Source organism: Labedella endophytica, from assembly GCF_003990045.1.
Taxonomy (GTDB): domain Bacteria; phylum Actinomycetota; class Actinomycetes; order Actinomycetales; family Microbacteriaceae; genus Labedella; species Labedella endophytica.
The window spans coordinates 124,547-139,634 of sequence record NZ_RZGZ01000001.1; the positions used below are offsets into that span (position 1 = coordinate 124,547).

The 15,088-nt window shown below is 70.9% G+C and carries 15 protein-coding genes and 1 pseudogene; 6 read left to right on the forward strand and 10 right to left on the reverse strand.

Annotation, left to right across the window (positions count from 1 at the left end; translation table 11 throughout):
* Positions 1 to 69: 69 nt before the first annotated feature.
* Complete coding sequence (locus ELQ94_RS00580) at positions 70 to 1,203, forward strand: ROK family transcriptional regulator (RefSeq protein ID WP_127046140.1); 1,134 nt, start codon at positions 70 to 72, stop codon at positions 1,201 to 1,203.
* A gap of 165 nt (positions 1,204 to 1,368) precedes the next feature.
* Here the strand turns inward: ELQ94_RS00580 and ELQ94_RS17470 are convergent, their stop codons facing one another.
* The 4 genes and pseudogenes from ELQ94_RS17470 to ELQ94_RS00595 all read right to left on the reverse strand — a co-directional run bounded on the left by ELQ94_RS17470 (position 1,369) and on the right by ELQ94_RS00595 (position 3,487).
* Positions 1,369 to 1,644 (reverse strand): hypothetical protein, encoded by a 276-nt coding sequence (locus ELQ94_RS17470; RefSeq protein ID WP_243696848.1) that lies wholly within the window; start codon positions 1,642 to 1,644, stop codon positions 1,369 to 1,371.
* A 154-nt stretch (positions 1,645 to 1,798) separates the two neighbouring features.
* Positions 1,799 to 2,485 (reverse strand): annotated as a pseudogene (locus ELQ94_RS17475) (cytochrome c oxidase assembly protein); the annotation flags it as partial.
* Between the two features lie 4 nt (positions 2,486 to 2,489).
* Positions 2,490 to 2,996: a DUF2243 domain-containing protein gene (locus tag ELQ94_RS00590; protein ID WP_127046144.1), complete on the reverse strand. Its 507-nt coding sequence runs from the start codon at positions 2,994 to 2,996 to the stop codon at positions 2,490 to 2,492.
* Positions 2,997 to 3,145: 149 nt separating this feature from the next.
* On the reverse strand, positions 3,146 to 3,487 hold the full coding sequence (locus ELQ94_RS00595) for an ArsR/SmtB family transcription factor (RefSeq protein WP_127046146.1): 342 nt from the start codon (positions 3,485 to 3,487) through the stop codon (positions 3,146 to 3,148).
* 57 nt (positions 3,488 to 3,544) lie between these two features.
* On the opposite strand from ELQ94_RS00595, the gene ELQ94_RS00600 reads away from it, so the two are divergent.
* Positions 3,545 to 4,894 (forward strand): FAD-dependent oxidoreductase, encoded by a 1,350-nt coding sequence (locus ELQ94_RS00600; RefSeq protein WP_127046148.1) that lies wholly within the window; start codon positions 3,545 to 3,547, stop codon positions 4,892 to 4,894.
* 12 nt (positions 4,895 to 4,906) lie between these two features.
* Here the strand turns inward: ELQ94_RS00600 and ELQ94_RS00605 are convergent, their stop codons facing one another.
* Together ELQ94_RS00605 and ELQ94_RS00610 are read right to left on the reverse strand one after the other, a co-directional pair.
* Complete coding sequence (locus ELQ94_RS00605) at positions 4,907 to 5,302, reverse strand: arsenate-mycothiol transferase ArsC (RefSeq protein WP_127046150.1); 396 nt, start codon at positions 5,300 to 5,302, stop codon at positions 4,907 to 4,909.
* Between the two features lie 34 nt (positions 5,303 to 5,336).
* Positions 5,337 to 6,011 carry an arsenate reductase/protein-tyrosine-phosphatase family protein gene (locus ELQ94_RS00610; RefSeq protein ID WP_127046152.1) on the reverse strand — a complete coding sequence of 225 codons (675 nt, stop codon included), beginning with the start codon at positions 6,009 to 6,011 and terminating at the stop codon, positions 5,337 to 5,339.
* A 48-nt stretch (positions 6,012 to 6,059) separates the two neighbouring features.
* Between ELQ94_RS00610 and ELQ94_RS00615 the strand changes: the two genes are divergently transcribed.
* Complete coding sequence (locus ELQ94_RS00615) at positions 6,060 to 6,815, forward strand: aquaporin (protein ID WP_127046154.1); 756 nt, start codon at positions 6,060 to 6,062, stop codon at positions 6,813 to 6,815.
* A 10-nt stretch (positions 6,816 to 6,825) separates the two neighbouring features.
* Positions 6,826 to 8,211, forward strand: coding sequence for an FAD-dependent oxidoreductase (locus tag ELQ94_RS00620; RefSeq protein ID WP_127046156.1), 1,386 nt, complete (start codon positions 6,826 to 6,828; stop codon positions 8,209 to 8,211).
* Positions 8,212 to 8,663: 452 nt separating this feature from the next.
* Here ELQ94_RS00620 and ELQ94_RS00625 read toward each other — a convergent pair whose 3' ends face one another.
* Together ELQ94_RS00625 and ELQ94_RS00630 are read right to left on the reverse strand one after the other, a co-directional pair.
* On the reverse strand, positions 8,664 to 9,554 hold the full coding sequence (locus tag ELQ94_RS00625) for a hypothetical protein (RefSeq protein ID WP_127046158.1): 891 nt from the start codon (positions 9,552 to 9,554) through the stop codon (positions 8,664 to 8,666).
* A gap of 176 nt (positions 9,555 to 9,730) precedes the next feature.
* Complete coding sequence (locus ELQ94_RS00630; protein WP_127046160.1) at positions 9,731 to 11,254, reverse strand: SulP family inorganic anion transporter; 1,524 nt, start codon at positions 11,252 to 11,254, stop codon at positions 9,731 to 9,733.
* A gap of 208 nt (positions 11,255 to 11,462) precedes the next feature.
* Here ELQ94_RS00630 and ELQ94_RS00635 point away from each other — a divergent pair, with 208 nt between their 5' ends.
* A complete protein-coding gene (locus ELQ94_RS00635) occupies positions 11,463 to 12,455 on the forward strand; it encodes a squalene cyclase (RefSeq protein WP_127046162.1) in 993 nt (330 codons plus the stop codon).
* The gene (locus ELQ94_RS00640) at positions 12,452 to 13,087 is read left to right on the forward strand and encodes a dihydrofolate reductase family protein (RefSeq protein ID WP_127046164.1); all 636 of its coding nucleotides are present in this window, start codon (positions 12,452 to 12,454) and stop codon (positions 13,085 to 13,087) included. Before ELQ94_RS00635 ends, ELQ94_RS00640 begins: the two co-directional genes overlap by 4 nt.
* Positions 13,088 to 13,164: 77 nt before the next feature.
* Here the strand turns inward: ELQ94_RS00640 and ELQ94_RS00645 are convergent, their stop codons facing one another.
* Positions 13,165 to 13,527: a hypothetical protein gene (locus ELQ94_RS00645; protein WP_127046166.1), complete on the reverse strand. Its 363-nt coding sequence runs from the start codon at positions 13,525 to 13,527 to the stop codon at positions 13,165 to 13,167.
* A gap of 55 nt (positions 13,528 to 13,582) precedes the next feature.
* Positions 13,583 to 15,025 (reverse strand): MFS transporter, encoded by a 1,443-nt coding sequence (locus ELQ94_RS00650; protein WP_127046168.1) that lies wholly within the window; start codon positions 15,023 to 15,025, stop codon positions 13,583 to 13,585.
* Positions 15,026 to 15,088: the final 63 nt, after the last annotated feature.

Consider the following 15,088-nt stretch of genomic DNA (forward strand, 5'->3'; position numbering starts at 1 on the left):
CGTCGGTCGACCGGCCCCGGTGCGGCATCATGGGCGGAGCGGCCGCTGCCGCGGAAGGGGGTCGATCGCATGGCGCAATCGCCGACGACGGGGCTCATCCCTTCGGCGCGCGAGCTGGCTCGCGAGATCCTCGTGAACGGGCCGGTGACGCGCAGCGCGCTCGGGCGTCGGCTGCAGTTGTCCCCCTCGAGCCTCACGCGGCTCGCCCGCATGCTCACCGACGCGGGCTTCGTCGTGGAGGGCGCGGAGATCGGCGACCGCGCGCTCGGTCGGCCCGTCCGCCCCCTCGACGTCCGTCTCGACCTCGGTGTCGTCGTCGGGGTCAAGCTCACGGGAGACGCCGTCACGGTGGTCGCGACCGATCTGCGCGCGAAGGTGCTGCGCCAAGCGGTACAGCCGATCACGGACCGGGAGCCGAGTGTCGTCGTGGCGCTCGTGCGGCGGGTCGTGGGGGAGGTCGCCGAAGGCGAGCGGCTCCTCGCGATCGGGGTCGGGCTCGGCGGCGTCGTCGATGCCGACGGTGTCGTCGTCCGCGCTCCGTACCTCGGGTGGAGCGGTGTGGCGTTGCGCGACCTGCTCGACGTGGACGACGGCACGCTCGTCGTGATCGAGAACGACCTGCTCGCTCTCACGCGGGCCGTGCACTGGTTCGGCGCGGGCCGCGGGCTGCGCGACTTCGCCCTCGTCACGGTGGGGGCGGGCGTCGGGTACGGGCTCGTTCTCGACGACCGGGTCGTGTCCCGGCCCGACTCGGGAGTCGGCCTCGCCGGACACATCCCGCTCGATCCCGCCGGTCCGGCGTGCGAACTCGGGCACCGGGGCTGCTCCTCCGCGATGCTCACGATCGGGGGCATCACCGGCGAGGTGGGGCGACGCCTCGGACGGGCCGTCGGCTATACGGAGGCGCTCGCTCTCGCGCGCGACGGTGACGCGGATGCGGCGCACGTCGTCGTGGCCTCGGGTGCCGCACTCGGTCGGCTCCTCGCGCTCGTCGCCAACCTCACGTCGGTGACCGAGATCGTCGTCTCGGGCGAGGGCGTCGCGCTGCTCGACGCGGCCGGGCCGGCTGTGCGCACGGCGCTCGACCGCGACCGCGATCCGCTCGCGTCTCCCGTTCAGCTCACCGTCGATCGGGCGGGCTTCGACGAGTGGGCGCGAGCCGCGGCCGCCTCCGCGATCCAGTCCCTCGTGCTCGGCGCCTGACAGCCCGGGGCCGAGGGTCGGGGGACAACACCTAGCGCAGGGAGCCGGCGACCCGAGCGCCGACCCCCTGCCCTCACATCACGAATGATGCGAGACCTCCTCGAGGAAACCGTATGGCGGCACCCTCGTGTCGGTCAAACAGTGGACATGGGACGTGCCACGTCACTACGTTGAGGAAGTTGCCCGTTCGCCCGCCGCCGTTCTGTTCACGGCGAGCACCGTGAAGAACGCGACGATGGCCAGCCCGCCGAGCCAGAACCAGATCGACGTGTCGATGCCCACGACCGACCGCTGGAACGTGCCGCACGAGGACGTGCCGGGGTCTGCGGCGTCGGCGCACCAGCCACCCGAGACGAACGGGAAGAGCAGCACGGTGACGACGACCGCGGCGAGCACGCCGGACAGCACGGCTCGAGCCGCCGGTCGTGGTCTGCGCGTCATGGCACCATGACAGCACTCGCTCCCTCTGCGGGGAAGAGTCCGGAGCCGATGGATACCGAGTCGTGACCGGCCCTCCGAGCCTGCGCCCCGCGCGCCGGTACCACTGCGCGCAGAGGATGACGATGATCGCCGCGTCGATCGCGTCGCCTCCGTAGTACATGAGGAGCGCACCCTCCCGTGCTTCCGGGCCCGAGACGCCGACCGGCGGGTTCGCGTAGAGGACCTTCGCGAGGATCCCGTGCCCCGCCAGAGCGACGAGGAGAACAGCGGTGCGGAGCGGGAAGCCGGCGCGGTGCGGTGACGGATCCACCGGGATGATCGACGCGGTGAAGACGTATCCGGCCACGAGGAAGTGGAGCATCACGAGCAGATGGACGAGCGGGCTCTGCTGCATCGCACCGAACAGCGGGGTGACGTGGAGTGCCCACAGCCCTCCGAGGTTCAGGGTCAACGCGGTGACAGGCGCCGACGCGATGCGCGCCGGTCGACTCGACAGCAGGCGCGAGAGTCGGCGCGCCACATCCACGTGCAGGCAGCGCAGCGCCAGGGTGATCGGCGCCGCGCTCACGAGGAGGAGCGGGGAGAGCATTCCCACGAGGAGGTGGGTCCACATGTGCGGTACGAAACCGGTGTGGGAGGCGGCGGCGAGTGGTCCGACGAAGCCCGCGGCGGCGGCGAGCACACCCCCGCACCAGAGAACGCCGCGATACCGGGGCCATTCGACGCCTCGACAGCGCAGCAGGGCGATTCCGCGGAGGTAGAGGATCAGGGCGAGCGCGAACGGAAGGATCAGGACGGCATCGACGCCGCCAGGGGAGACTCCGGAGCCGTGATCGTGCACCGTCTCACGCCGCCGTGATCGTGCGGCGCCGCGTTCGGACGGTGAGCGCGATACCCGTCACGAGGAGGACTCCTGCGACGACGTTCCAGGTCACGTCGTAGACGAGCAGTTCGGGCACGTAGCGGATCTGGTGGATGCCGAGCAGCTTGTGTTGGACGAGACCGTCATACAGCTGGAAGCCTCCAGCCCCCACGAGAACGCCGCCCCACCAGCGGACCGGCCAGAACGCACCTCGACGCCGGAGGTCCGCGAGCATGAACAGGCTCCCGACCGTCGCGATCCAGCTGAGCGCGTGGAAGAACCCATCGGACACGAGCCCGATGTCGGAGGTCGAGCGGTCGTAGAAGTGATGCCAGTGGAGGAGCTGATGGAACACGGTCTCGTCGATGAAGGCGATCAGACCGATCCCGAACAGCACACCCGACCAGAGAGTGCGGGACGCGTATCGCGCCCTCGCTGCGGGATCGGTGTCCGTGGTCCCGGGCGTCGTCGATCCAGCAGATGCCGACATGGGTCCCCTTCCTCGTTTTCATTCGCCAGACCTCCACTGCACACCACGGAGGGCCGCGCTTCGCCCGCTTGACAGCGTGCGTCGCCCGGTCGTGCTGATGGGTCGGTGAGGGACGCCATCGAGCGCAGGGAGGTGATCCTGCGCTGCGCTCAGGCGCGGAGAGCACTCACGGCGTGCTCGAGCGCCCGGGGCACCGCGCGGAAGTAGGCCCAGCGGCCGCGCTGCTCGCGCGTGACGAGCCCGGCCTCGACGAGCTGCTTCATGTGGTGGGAGACGGTGGGCTGCGAGAGGGCGACCGGGTCGGTGAGGTCGCAGATGCACGCCTCGCCCCCGCCGGCCGCAGAGATGAGGGAGAGGAGTCGTACTCGCGTCGGGTCGCCGAGCGCCTTGAAGACGCGGGCCACGCGCTCGGCGTCGTCGCGGTCGATCACGCCGTCGACCGGCGGGGCGCAGCAGGCGGCGGTCGGAGCGAGGACGAGCTCGGAGGTCATCGCCCCAGTGTGGCACGTCGTATTGACAGGTGTCGATATGACGACCACAGTCGAAGAATGGACATCTCCCGCGCGGACTCCGCTGCCCCGACCCTCCCCGTCGTCGTCATCGGCGCGGGCCCGCAGGGGCTCGCCGCCGCCGCGCACCTCGTGGAGCGAGGCGTTCCCGTGCTCGTGCTCGAGGCCGGCGACGGGCCGGCCGGGGCCGTTGCCGAGTGGGGACACGTCCGGCTGTTCTCCGGGTGGCCCGAGCTCGTCGACGCGGCGGCGGCGCGGCTCCTCGAACCCACCGGATGGGAGCGCCCGACGGCCGGCTACCCCACGGGCGCGCAATGGATCTCGTCCTACCTCGCCCCGCTCGCCGACGCGCTCGGCGAACGGGTCCGCTACGGCGCGCGCGTCGCCGGGGTCTCGCGCCGCGGCCGCGACCGCCTCGTCGACGCCGATCGCGGCGCGCAGTCTTTCACGGTGCACGTCGACGGACCGGACGGCGCCGAGGAGCGCCTCGACGCGCGTGCCGTGATCGACGCGTCCGGCACGTGGGACACCCCCAACCCCGCGGGGGCCGACGGGCTCCCGGCGCTCGGCGAGCGCGCCGCGGCCGATCGGCTCGAGTACCGCATCCCCGACCTCCGCCGTCGCGACGGTTTCGCCGGCTCCCACACGGTCGTCGTCGGCTCGGGGCACTCGGCGCTCACGGCTGTCATCGCTCTCGCGCGCATCGCCCGGCGTACCCCGCGCACGACCGTCACGTGGGTGCTGCGTCGCGGATCGGCCGCCACCACGTTCGGGGGCGGGACCGCGGACGAGCTGCCCGAGCGCGGCCAGCTCGGCATCACGGCCAAGGAGATGGTGGACGCGGGGCTCGTCACCCTCGTCACCGGCTTCCGGGTCGAGCGGATCGCCCGATCCGGCGACGCCACGGTGCTCGTCGCGGAGGACGGCCGGGAGCTGCCGCCCGCGGATCGCGTCCTCGTCCTCACCGGGTTCCGGCCCGACCTGTCGTTCCTCTCCGAGCTGCGGCTCGAGCTCGACGCCACCCTGCAGGCGCCCGTGCGCCTCGCGACGGAGGTGGACCCGAACCTGCACTCGTGCGGATCCGTGCGGGCCACGGGGGCCGCGGACCTCGCGCACCCCGAGTCGGACTTCTATCTCGTGGGGGCGAAGTCGTACGGCCGGGCCCCGACGTTCCTCGCCATGACGGGGTACGAGCAGGTGCGTTCCGTGGTCGCAGAACTCGCCGGGGACCACGGGGCGGCCCAGCGGATCGATCTGCAGCTTCCCGACACCGGGGTGTGCGGCGGGGCCGGGCTCTTCGATTCGACGGGGGCCGGGATCGGCGCCTCGTGCTGCGCCGTCCCCTCCGTGCAGAGCGTGGAGATCGGGCGGGCGCCCGCCGTCGTCTAGCATCTCGACGGGTCAGCGCGCGAGCAGTGTCTCCTCGATCTTCGTGGCGACGGCCTCGCGGAGAGGGCGCACGGCGTCCGCATCCCACGCCGCCGGGTTCGGGAACGACCACTCGAGCACCTCGCCCCTGGGAGTCGAGGGGAGCGCGAGTCCCGGCTTCATGAGCACGACGATGTCCGCCTCCTCGAGGTCCTCCGTCGTGACCGCACGCGGAGTCCGACCCGAGATGTCCTTCCCGAGTTCGGCAACGGTGGCCGCAACGGCCGGGTTCACGACGTCGGAGGGCGACAGCCCCGCGGAGGTCGCCGTGTAGCGGTCGTCCGCGAGGTATTCGAGTAGCGCCGCTCCCAGCTGGGAGCGCCCGGCGTTGTGCTGGCAGATGAACAGGACGGTGGGCTTGTCGCTCATGGTTCGCTTTCGTTCGGTGGGAGGATCGCGACTTTCAGGACGCGGCGAGCCGCGGTGCCAGATCCGAGATGCGTCGCTGCAGCTCGGCGTAGGTGGTGTCGAACGCGGCGGCGGTGCCGAGTCGAACCGGGTCCGGGATCGACCAGTGGAGGTTCCCGGTGGCGCCCAACTCCTCGTGGGCGTTGTCGCAGACGGTGATGACGAAGTCGGTGGGGGAGCGCACCTCGGCGAGGGCGTGCGGCGCCTCGTCCGTGAGTGCGAGGTCGTGGCGGCCGGCAGCGGCGACGGCCCCTGGGTCGATGCGGTCGGCCGGGCGCGTGCCGCCGGAGGCGCTCGGGATGCTCGAGTGCTGCTGCCAGAGGGCGGCGGCCAGCTGCGATCGGGCGGAGTTCGCGGTGCAGACGAAGACCACGCGATCCGCTCGAGCGGAGGCACCGGGTGTGAGGCCTCGGAGGCCCTCGCTCGCGAGGTGCACGTAGCTGCGCCGCTTGTCCGCCTCGGAGCGGGAGCGGGAGACGAGCCCCACCGACTCGAGCACGTTGAGGTGATGGGTCACGAGGTTGGCCGGCATCCCGAGCGCGATGCGGATCTCGGTGGGGGAGAGGTCCCCGAGCGTCAGGAGGTCGACGATGTGGAGTCGTGCGGCGTCGCCGAGAGCGGCGTGCGTCGCCGCGCGCCGTTCCGTCTCATCAGTTCGCTCAGTGTTCATTGTCTCAATATTGACTGAACTGACTCGATCGGTCAAGATGAATCCGACATGAACGCACCCCACGCCGCAGCCCCCGTCCGTCCGCACCTCGCCCGCCGTCTCGGGGCCGAACTCCTCGGGACGGCGCTCCTGCTCACGGTCGTCGTGGGGTCGGGGATCGCGGCGTCGACCCTCTCGCCCGACGACGTCGGCCTGCAGCTCCTCGAGAACAGCACGGCGACGGCCCTCGGTCTCGCGGTGCTCATCCTCATGTTCGGACCGGTGTCCGGGGCGCACTTCAATCCCGTCGTCACGCTCGCGGACGCCGCCCTCGGGGCGCGACGAGGTACCGGACTGCCGCTCCGCGACGTGCTCCCGTACCTCGCGGCGCAGGTGGCCGGCGCGATCGCGGGCACGGTCCTCGCGAACGTCATGTTCGAGGTGCCCACGCAGATCGCGACGACCGAGCGCGCCACCGGAGGGCGACTGATCGGTGAGATCGTCGCGACCGCCGGACTCGTGTTCCTCATCGTCGCCCTCGCACGATCGGGCCGCGGCGCGGTCACGGCGGCCGCCGTCGGCGCCTACATCGGCGCCGCCTACTGGTTCACGAGTTCCACTTCGTTCGCGAACCCCGCGGTGACGATCGGTCGCATGTTCAGCGACACCTTCGCCGGCATCACGCCCGGATCCGCGCCGCTGTTCATCCTCATGCAGATGATCGGCGGCGCGATCGGGCTCGCCGTCGTGGTCCTCCTCTACCCCGATGCCTCCCGCCGTGCGAGAGACATCGTCGTCCCGACCTCCGTCAACGCCACCCTGTGAAAGGCACCCCATGCACCTCCTCGTGATCGGCGGAAGCGACGCCGGAATCTCCACGGCACTGCGCGCCCGCGAACTCGACCCGTCCGTCGACGTCACCGTCGTGGTCGCGGACGCGTACCCGAACTTCTCCATCTGCGGGATCCCCTACTTCTTCTCTCGTGAGGTGCAACCGTGGCAGTCGCTCGCGCATCGCACGCACGCCGACCTCGAGGCGACGGGTATGCGGCTGCGGCTCGACACGCTCGCGACCGGCATCGACGTGGGCGGTCGGCGACTGACCGTGCGTGACGCCGCCGGTGACGAGTCGGCCATCGCCTACGACGAGCTCATGGTGGGAACCGGTGCCTCGCCGTCGACCGCGGGCATCGCGGGTCTCGACGAACTCGGTCCGGCCGACGGTGTGCACCTGCTGCACTCGATGGGCGACACCTTCGCGCTCGAGCGCTACCTCGACCAGCATCAGCCGGAGTCCGCGATCATCGTGGGCGCGGGCTACGTCGGACTCGAGATGGCGGAGGCGCTCACCGTGCGCGGGCTGCGGGTGGCGCAGCTGCAGCGCGGCCCCGAGGTGCTCTCGACGCTCGACCCGGAGCTCGGAGCCCTCGTGCACGACGAGCTCGACCGCCACGGCGTCGACGTCGTCACCGACACGCGCGTCGAGAGCGTCGGCCGCGTCGACGGCGCGCTCACGGTGTCGGGTTCGCAGAACGGGGAGCCGTTCTCGCGCTCCGCCGAACTCGTGCTCGTCGTGGTAGGCGTTCGGCCCAACACGAGCCTGCTCACGGAGGCCGGCGCCAGCGTCGGCGCGGGAGGGGCGGTCGTCGTCGACGAAACCATGCGGACCGGACTGCCCAATGTCTGGGCGGCGGGCGACGGCGTCGTCACGCACCACCGGTTGCTCGGCGTCACCTATCTGCCCCTCGGCACGACCTCGCACAAGCAGGGCCGGGTCGCCGGGGAGAACGCGATCGGTGGCGATGCGCGCTTCGCGGGGAGCCTCGGCACGCAGGTCGTGAAGGTGTTCGACGTGGTCGCGGCCCGCACCGGACTCCGCGATCACGAGGCGCTCGCAGCCGGTCTGCAGCCGCACAGCGGCACCGCGATCGCGGACGACCACAAGCGCTACTACCCGGGCGCGACGCCCATCAGCATCCGCATCACGGGCGACACCGGCGACGGTCGTCTCCTCGGCGCCCAGCTCGTGGGGACGCGGGGCGCGGAGATCTCGAAGCGCGTCGACACGTATGCCACGGCTCTCCACCACGGCATGACCGTGGAGGCGATGAGCGACCTCGACCTGTCGTACACGCCGCCCCTCGGCTCGCCGTGGGACGCAGTGCAGGTCGCGACCCAGGCCTGGACCCGGGACCTGCGGGCCACACGCGTCCCGGCCTGACCCGCGCGTCGCGCCTCCCGCCGCCCCTTTCCTCCCTCCCACGGAGTGGACGCGAATCGTCGCCTTGGGCTCAGCGAAGCGACGTTTTCGCGTCCACCCCGTAGAGACGGATTTGTCGGGTGGTCGCGAAGTGTCGTTCCGGAGTGCGTGAGGCGACGTTTCGCGTCCACCTGACGGGAATCGCGAGTCGCGCTGATCGGAATGGCGAGACGCGGCCGGCCGGGTTTGCCGGGTCTGGCGGGTGGTCCACCGGGTGGGCGCGATGTGTTGTTGCGGCGTGCCTGAGGCGACGATTCGCGTCCATCTGGTGGTGGAGTCTCTCCGGAGTGGTCGCGAAGTGTCTCCTCGGGGTGTGTGAGGCGACGATTCGCGACCACTCCGTGGGGGCGGGTAAGAGAGGACCGGGCGGGGGAGGGGAGGGAGTGGGTGAGGAAGATTCGCGGAGGGGGCGGTCAGCGGCCGAAGAGGTCGCCGAGGCCGGGGATCTCGAAGCCCTGGGCGGCGTCGCCGAACTGCTCGCCGATGCCGCCGACGAAATCCTCGCCGCTCTGGGCGAGACCGTCGATGCCGTCCGTGACGCCGCTCAGTCCCTCGAAGCCGAAGCCGTCGGCGAGTCCGCTGAAGTCCACGCCGGACGCGAGCGCGTCGGAGAGGAGTGGGCCGGCCACGCTGCTCGCGACCGCGCCGCCCGCCACCGCGAGCGCCACGCCGCCGAGGGCCGCGACGCCGGCTCCCGCCGCCGCGCCGGCCGCGACACCGCCGATCCCGGCGCCGCGCCGACGACCGCCGCGCGACCGACCGGCGTCGAAGACGCGCTTCATGAGGCCGGGCTGGGCGGTCTCGCCGCGGGTCGCCGCGAGCGCCAGATCGTGGGGAGTGGCCGTGCGCGGGTGCTCGTGGGCCGGCAGCTCCTCGGTCAGTCGGGCCTGGAGCTGCTCCCGCTGCGCGGGGGTGAGGCGTTCGAAGGCGTCGTGGTGCACCTGCTCGAGCTGCCCGGGAGGCGCGGTGCGGAGGAGGTAGTCGTACTTCCCGAGCGCGATCCGGTCGGCCTCGGTCGCCTGTGCTGAGGAGCCACCGCCGGGGCGACGGTCCGTGTAACCCGGCGCCGTCCCAGAGCCGGGAGCACCGGTGCCCGAGCCGGACCACGACTGCTCGGACGACGAGGCACCGCGCGCGGTCTGGCCGGGCTGTGCATCGCCCGTCAGCTTGTCGGCGGCCGTGCGGACGATGTTCTTCCAGTCGGTCGATGAGCCACCCTGCCGGTTCTGCGGCGAACCGGAGGAGGACGAGGAATCGCCGAGCGCTTTCGCGGCGGCACCGAGGAGTCGCTTGAAGTCAGGCATGATGCGATCCTGTCGGAGTCCGTCGACAGATACCCGGCAGGTACCCGGTAGAACCCCGGGAGAATGCCGGGGAAGTGCCCGGGCACGGAACGGTCGGCGAGGGAGCCGACCGTTCCGGTCGGTGGAGGTCGGTGGAGGTCGATGAGTCGATGGGGGGCGGGGAGGCTCGACCCGGGTCAGTGTCCGCCGCCGAGGTGGCCGGCGAGGCGCGAGTGCATGAGCGTGCTCGCGTCGTTCATGCCCTCGATGACCACGCGCTTGCCGTGGTGCTCGTACTTCGTGACGATCGCGTCGAGCGCCGCGACCGTGGAGGCGTCCCAGATGTGGGAGCCCGACATGTCGATGAGGACGCGGTCGGGGTCGTCGGCGTATTCGAACTGCGTGGTGAGGTCGTTGCTGGAGGCGAAGAACAGCTCGCCGACCACGCGGTACGAGGCGGTGGGGACCGGGGCCTCCCACTCGACGGTGCGCTTGACGGTCGCGAAGTGCGCGACGCGGCGCGCGAAGCCGACCATGGCGGCGAGGACGCCGACGATCACGCCGATCGCGAGGTTGTGGGTGGCGACCACGACGATCACCGTGACGACCATGACGATCGTCTCGCTCAGCGGCATTCGCTTGAGGGTGTTGAGGCGGATGCTGTGCCAGTCGAAGGTGGCGATCGCGACCATGACCATCACAGCCACGAGAGCGGCCATCGGGATGATCGCGACGACATCGCCGAGTCCCACGACGAGGACGAGGACGAAGACGCCGGCGAGGAAGGTGGAGATGCGGGTGCGGGCCCCGGACGCTTTCACGTTGATCATCGTCTGGCCGATCATGGCGCACCCGCCCATGCCTCCGAAGAACCCGGAGAGAACATTCGCGGCACCCTGCCCCAGCGCCTCGCGCGTCTTGCGCGACCGGGTGTCGGTGATGTCGTCGACGAGCTTCGCCGTCATGAGGGATTCCATGAGTCCGACGAGGGCCATCGCGACGGCGTACGGGGCGATGATCGTGAACGTCTCCCACGTGAGCGGCACGTCGGGGAAGAACAGCTCCGGGAGGCTGCGCGGCAGCTCGCCCTCGTCGCCCAGATTCGGCACGTCGATCGCCATCACGACGACGGCGACGGTGAGGAGCACGATCGCGACGAGCGGCGCCGGGACGATCTTCGTGATCCGCGGCATCACGACCATGATCGCGATGCCCACGGCCACGAGCGGATAGACGAGCCACGGCACGCCGATGAGGTGCGGGAACTGCGAGGTGAAGATGAGGATCGCGAGGGCGTTGACGAAGCCCACCATGACGCTGCGGGAGATGAAACGCATGAGCTTCGCGACGCCGATCGCGCCGAGCACGAGCTGGAAGACGCCGCCGAGGATGACGGTGGCGATGAAGTAGCCGAGGCCGTACTCGCGGGCGACGGGTGCGATGACCAGGGCGATGGCTCCCGTGGCCGCCGTGATCATGGCGGGCCGTCCGCCGAGGAAGGCGATGGACACGGCCATCACGAAGGACGAGAACAGGCCGACGCGTGGGTCGACGCCCGCGATGATCGAGAACGCGATGGCCTCGGGGATGGGGGCCATCGCGACGACGAGTCCGGCGAGGACCTCGCGGGTGAGGATGCGGGGGGTTCTGAGAGCCGTCATGACGGACGGTTCGGCGATGTAGCGGTCGCGCACGCGCGCGCGTTTTTCGATGGTTGCCATCAGGAAGCTCCTTCGGGGCGGTTGGGTCGAGACGGACGGCGCCCCGTTGCGCAGTCGCTGAGGAAGAAGAGGAGGTGAGGCTCGAGGATCCGATGCGATCCCGGCGTCGACTTCAAACCTACCCTAACGTGAGGGTAGGGATACGCGGGACGTGATTGGTTCGACGGACCGCCTTCCGCCTGTCGGTGGTCACGAGTAGCGTGCGGGCATGACGATCGATCCACGTGTGCTCGACTGGCTGCTCGACTCCGACCCCGCCCTCCGCTGGCAGGTGGAGCGCGACCTCGTGGGCGCTCCGCCCCGCGCATGGGAGGCCACGCGGGAGCGCGTGACGACCGAGGGGTTCGGCGCGGAGCTCCTCTCCACGCAGGACCCGGACGGGCAGTGGGCCGGGGGCTCCTACGTTCCGGCCGGCTTCTGGGACAGCGACGAGGCGAAGGGTCCGGGCCAACCCTGGACGGCCACGACGTGGGTGCTCAAGGACCTCCGCGACTGGGGTGTCGAGGCGTCCGCGCTCGGCGACACCGCCGAACGCCTTGCAGCGAACAGTCGCTGGGACTACGAGGACCTGCCGTATTGGGGTGGCGAGGTGGACGTGTGCATCAACTCCTTCACGCTCGCGACCGGCGCCTGGCTCGGGGTCGACGTCTCGTCGCTCGCCTCGTGGTTCCGCGAGCACCGGCTCGAGGACGGCGGCTGGAACTGCGCGGCGGAGGACGAGGGCCAGAGCGCGGACGGGAAGACGCTGTCCACGCGATCCTCCTTCCACTCCACGCTCAACGCGGTGCGCGGGCTGCTCGCCTACGAGCGGTTCTCGGGCGATGACAGCGTGAGCGAGGCCCGCCAGGGCGGAGAGGAGTACCTTCTCGAGAGGCGACTGATGTATCGCGCGTCCACGGGCGAGCTCGTCGGTGACTTCGTGACGGAGTTCACCTACCCCGACCGTTTCCGCTACAGCGCGCTCACGGCGCTCGATCATTTCCGCGCTGTGGCCCTCTGGGACGGATCGCCACCCGATCACCGGCTCACGGACGCGATCGACGCCGTGCGTGCGGCGCGGCAGCCCGACGGCACGTGGCTGCAGGGACGTCCGCTCGCCGGCCGCACCTGGTTCGACGTCGATGCGCCGGAGGGCGAACCGTCGAAGTGGCTGACGCTCATCGGCACGCGCGTGCTCGACTGGTGGGAGCGGGCGTCGTGACCGGCCGCCTCAGCATCGACCTCTTCACCACGCTCGACGGGGTGGCGCAGGCCCCCGGCAGCCCGGACGAAGACCGCGAGGGTGGCTTCGAGTACGGCGGGTGGCAGGCGCCGTTGCTCGACGATCTCGCCGGGGAGCAGGTGGGACAGGGGATCGAGCGGATGGACGCTCTGCTGCTCGGACGGAAGACCTACGACATCTTCGCGGCGTACTGGCCCCGCCAGCTCGACGGTGTCGATTCGCCGATCGCCCGGAAGTTCGACGCGATCCCCAAGTACGTCGCGTCGCGGGCCGGCCTCGATCTGCCCTGGCGCGGGTCGCACCTCCTCGGGTCCGACCTCCCGGCGGCCATCGCCGAGTTGCGCGAGCGTCACGCGGACATCCACGTGATCGGGAGCGTCGACTTCTCCCGCACTCTCGTCCGCGAAGGTCTCTTCGACGTCCTCAACCTCTGGGTGCATCCCGTGGTCGTCGGGTCGGGGAAGCGGCTCTTCCCCGACGACGGCGTGCCCGTCGGCCTCACGCTCCTCGAGCCGCCCGTGGCGTCGGAGAAGGGCACGGTACTCCTCCGCTACGGACCGGGCGGCCCGGTGCGCACGGGCGACATGGACGCGCCGAACCGCGGCGTCTGACGACTACCGCGGTTCGGAGTGTGCCGGGCGACTCGCTCGCAGTCTCTGAGCGGTCTCCTCGACGGCGATCGCCGTGCTCAGCGGTTCCGTCGTGTGTAGATCCTGATGAGGAACGCGACCGAGACGGCCACGATGAGCCCACCGAGCGCGGGGTGCATGTCCTTCGACAAGCTCTGCGCTCCGTCCTCGCGCAGAGCCCAGATCGCGAGAGGTGTCGCGTACGCGGCCGCGAGCGCTCCGGCCCACCACCGGAGCGCGCGAGCCCGGGGGCTCACGACGGAGCCGATCAGGAGGACCGCGACGGGCACGATCGCGACCATCGAGAACTGGGTCAGGACGAGCGTCGGCACGCTCCAAGCGGCGATGTGGATGAAGAGCGGGGTTCGGCGAGGGTGAGTGGTGCGGGGACGGGTGGGCTGAGTGGTGGGTGCGGTGGTCATGTTGTTCTCCTTCTGATGGGGTGTGGTGGGGTGGATCGGGAAGAGGGTGGGACGGTCACACGGTCGCGGAGTGCCGCCGGCTCAGGCTGCCGACACCGGCAGCAGCGAGCGCGATGAGGGCCGCCCCGAGGAAGAGCCACGAGAACCCGCCGGTGAGGGACGCGGCCGTCGACGTACCGCCGGCCTCGAGCGCGCTGGTCCGCGAGGCCGCGACCGATGCGAGGACCGCGAGTCCGAGCGCGCCGCCGATCTGCTGGCTCGTGTTCATGAGTCCGCCCGCGAGTCCGGCCTCACCGCCCTCGACGCCGTCGACGGAGAGTTGCGTCGCGGTCACGAACGCGCCGCCGAGGCCGACGCCGATGAGGAGGCTCGGGCCGAGGAGGTGGAGTGCGAACACGGCGTCGCTCGGTGCGGCGGCGAGCCACACGAGTCCACCCGCGAGGATCAGCAGCGAGCCGACGAGGGTCCGTCTGGCCCCGAGAAGCCCGACGACGTTCGGCGCGAGTCCAGCGATCACCACGAGCGCTCCGGCGAGGGGGAGCTGGGAGAGGCCGGCGGTGAGGGCGTCGTAGCCGAGGACCGCCTGCATGAAGACCGACAAGGCGTAGAAGAGGGCGACCATCGCGGCTCCGACGAGGAGGACGACGATGTTGCCGACGCTCAGGTTGCGGTTGCGGAACACGCCGAGCGGCACGAGGGGCTCAGCGGTCCGGCGCTCGATGAGGACGAACGCGAGGCCGAGGACGAGGGCCGCGGCGACGAGACCGAGCGTGAGCGGGTGTGCGGCGCCCACCTGTCCCACGGCGCTGAGCGCGCCTACCGCGGCCACGAGGGCACCGGTGACGGTGGCCGCTCCCGCATAGTCCAGGCGGGAATGCGTGGTCGCCGGGTCGCGGGTGATGAGCGCGGGGACGGCCGCGATGACGATGACTCCGATGGGCAGGTTCACGAAGAACACGGCCTGCCACCCGATGGCGGCGGTGAGCACGCCCCCGAGGAGGACGCCGGCCGCTGATCCGATACCTGCAACGGCGCCCCAGATGCCGAGGGCCTTCGTGCGATCGGAGGTGGAGGGGAAGAGCTGGGTGACGAGGGCCAGGGCGGCGGGTGCGAGGAGTGCCGCCGACGCGCCCTGGAAAGCCCGGGCGCCCAGGAGCATTCCGCTGCTCGACGAGAGTCCGGCAACGGCGGACGCAGCGACGAAGCCGACGGTGCCGAGGAGGAACAGCCGACGATGACCGTAGCGGTCGGCGAGCCTGCCCCCGAGGAGGAGAAAGCCACCGAACGGCAGGACGTAGGCGGTGATGACCCACGCGAGGGTCGCGGTGTCCATCGCGAGCTGTGATCCCAGGGAGGGCAGGGTGATGTTGACGATGGAGGCGTCGAGCACGACGAGGAACTGCGCGAGGGCGAGGATGCCGAGGGCGAGCCAGCGCCGGGCGCTCCGCGTGGGCGAAGCCTCCTCGGTGCGAGTGGTGGTGGTGGTGGTCGTGCTCATGATGATGTCCTTTCGATCAGGCTGAGAGAGTGAATGGTCACTCACTCTTGATGACGTGAAAAT

What these genes read in the sequence shown, in the direction of transcription:
- ELQ94_RS00580 (WP_127046140.1), top strand. Translation starts at nt 70, where the DNA reads ATGGCGCAATCGCCGACGACGGGGCTCATCCCTTCGGCGCGCGAGCTG.
- ELQ94_RS17470 (WP_243696848.1), bottom strand. Translation starts at nt 1,644, where the DNA reads ATGACGCGCAGACCACGACCGGCGGCTCGAGCCGTGCTGTCCGGCGTG.
- ELQ94_RS00590 (WP_127046144.1), bottom strand. Translation starts at nt 2,996, where the DNA reads ATGTCGGCATCTGCTGGATCGACGACGCCCGGGACCACGGACACCGAT.
- ELQ94_RS00595 (WP_127046146.1), bottom strand. Translation starts at nt 3,487, where the DNA reads ATGACCTCCGAGCTCGTCCTCGCTCCGACCGCCGCCTGCTGCGCCCCG.
- ELQ94_RS00600 (WP_127046148.1), top strand. Translation starts at nt 3,545, where the DNA reads ATGGACATCTCCCGCGCGGACTCCGCTGCCCCGACCCTCCCCGTCGTC.
- ELQ94_RS00605 (WP_127046150.1), bottom strand. Translation starts at nt 5,302, where the DNA reads ATGAGCGACAAGCCCACCGTCCTGTTCATCTGCCAGCACAACGCCGGG.
- ELQ94_RS00610 (WP_127046152.1), bottom strand. Translation starts at nt 6,011, where the DNA reads ATGAACACTGAGCGAACTGATGAGACGGAACGGCGCGCGGCGACGCAC.
- ELQ94_RS00615 (WP_127046154.1), top strand. Translation starts at nt 6,060, where the DNA reads ATGAACGCACCCCACGCCGCAGCCCCCGTCCGTCCGCACCTCGCCCGC.
- ELQ94_RS00620 (WP_127046156.1), top strand. Translation starts at nt 6,826, where the DNA reads ATGCACCTCCTCGTGATCGGCGGAAGCGACGCCGGAATCTCCACGGCA.
- ELQ94_RS00625 (WP_127046158.1), bottom strand. Translation starts at nt 9,554, where the DNA reads ATGCCTGACTTCAAGCGACTCCTCGGTGCCGCCGCGAAAGCGCTCGGC.
- ELQ94_RS00630 (WP_127046160.1), bottom strand. Translation starts at nt 11,254, where the DNA reads ATGGCAACCATCGAAAAACGCGCGCGCGTGCGCGACCGCTACATCGCC.
- ELQ94_RS00635 (WP_127046162.1), top strand. Translation starts at nt 11,463, where the DNA reads ATGACGATCGATCCACGTGTGCTCGACTGGCTGCTCGACTCCGACCCC.
- ELQ94_RS00645 (WP_127046166.1), bottom strand. Translation starts at nt 13,527, where the DNA reads ATGACCACCGCACCCACCACTCAGCCCACCCGTCCCCGCACCACTCAC.
- ELQ94_RS00650 (WP_127046168.1), bottom strand. Translation starts at nt 15,025, where the DNA reads ATGAGCACGACCACCACCACCACCACTCGCACCGAGGAGGCTTCGCCC.